Origin of the sequence: Streptacidiphilus sp. ASG 303 (assembly GCF_020991365.1) — a bacterium.
Taxonomy (GTDB): Bacteria; Actinomycetota; Actinomycetes; order Streptomycetales; family Streptomycetaceae; genus Peterkaempfera.
Genome location: NZ_JAJLRA010000120.1, coordinates 1 through 316 on the forward strand (window position 1 = coordinate 1; position 316 = coordinate 316).

Consider the following 316-nt stretch of genomic DNA (forward strand, 5'->3'; position numbering starts at 1 on the left):
AAAAGAAGCGCCGTCCGCGCCGTGCCCGGACACCGGAGCACAATGACGCCATGGACAGCCACCCCACCCCCTACCCGCTGGTCGCGGCCGCCGACCTCGCCGAGGCCCTCCGGGACGCGCGTCCGCCCGTCCTGCTCGACGTCCGCTGGCAGCTCGGCGGCCCGCCGGGGGAGCAGGAGTACCGCGCGGGCCACCTCCCCGGCGCCCACTCCCTCGACCTCGACCGGGACCTCGCGGCCCCGCCCGGTCCGGCCGGCCGCCACCCGCTGCCGGACCCCGGCGTGCTGGCCGCCGCCCTGCGCCGCGTCGGGCTCTC

General features: G+C 79.4%; 1 protein-coding gene. It reads left to right on the forward strand.

The window, feature by feature from the left end; genetic code table 11:
* Positions 1 to 50 precede the first annotated feature (50 nt).
* A partial coding sequence (locus tag LO771_RS30175) for a rhodanese-like domain-containing protein (protein WP_255745060.1) occupies positions 51 to 316 on the forward strand: 266 nt, incomplete at its 3' end.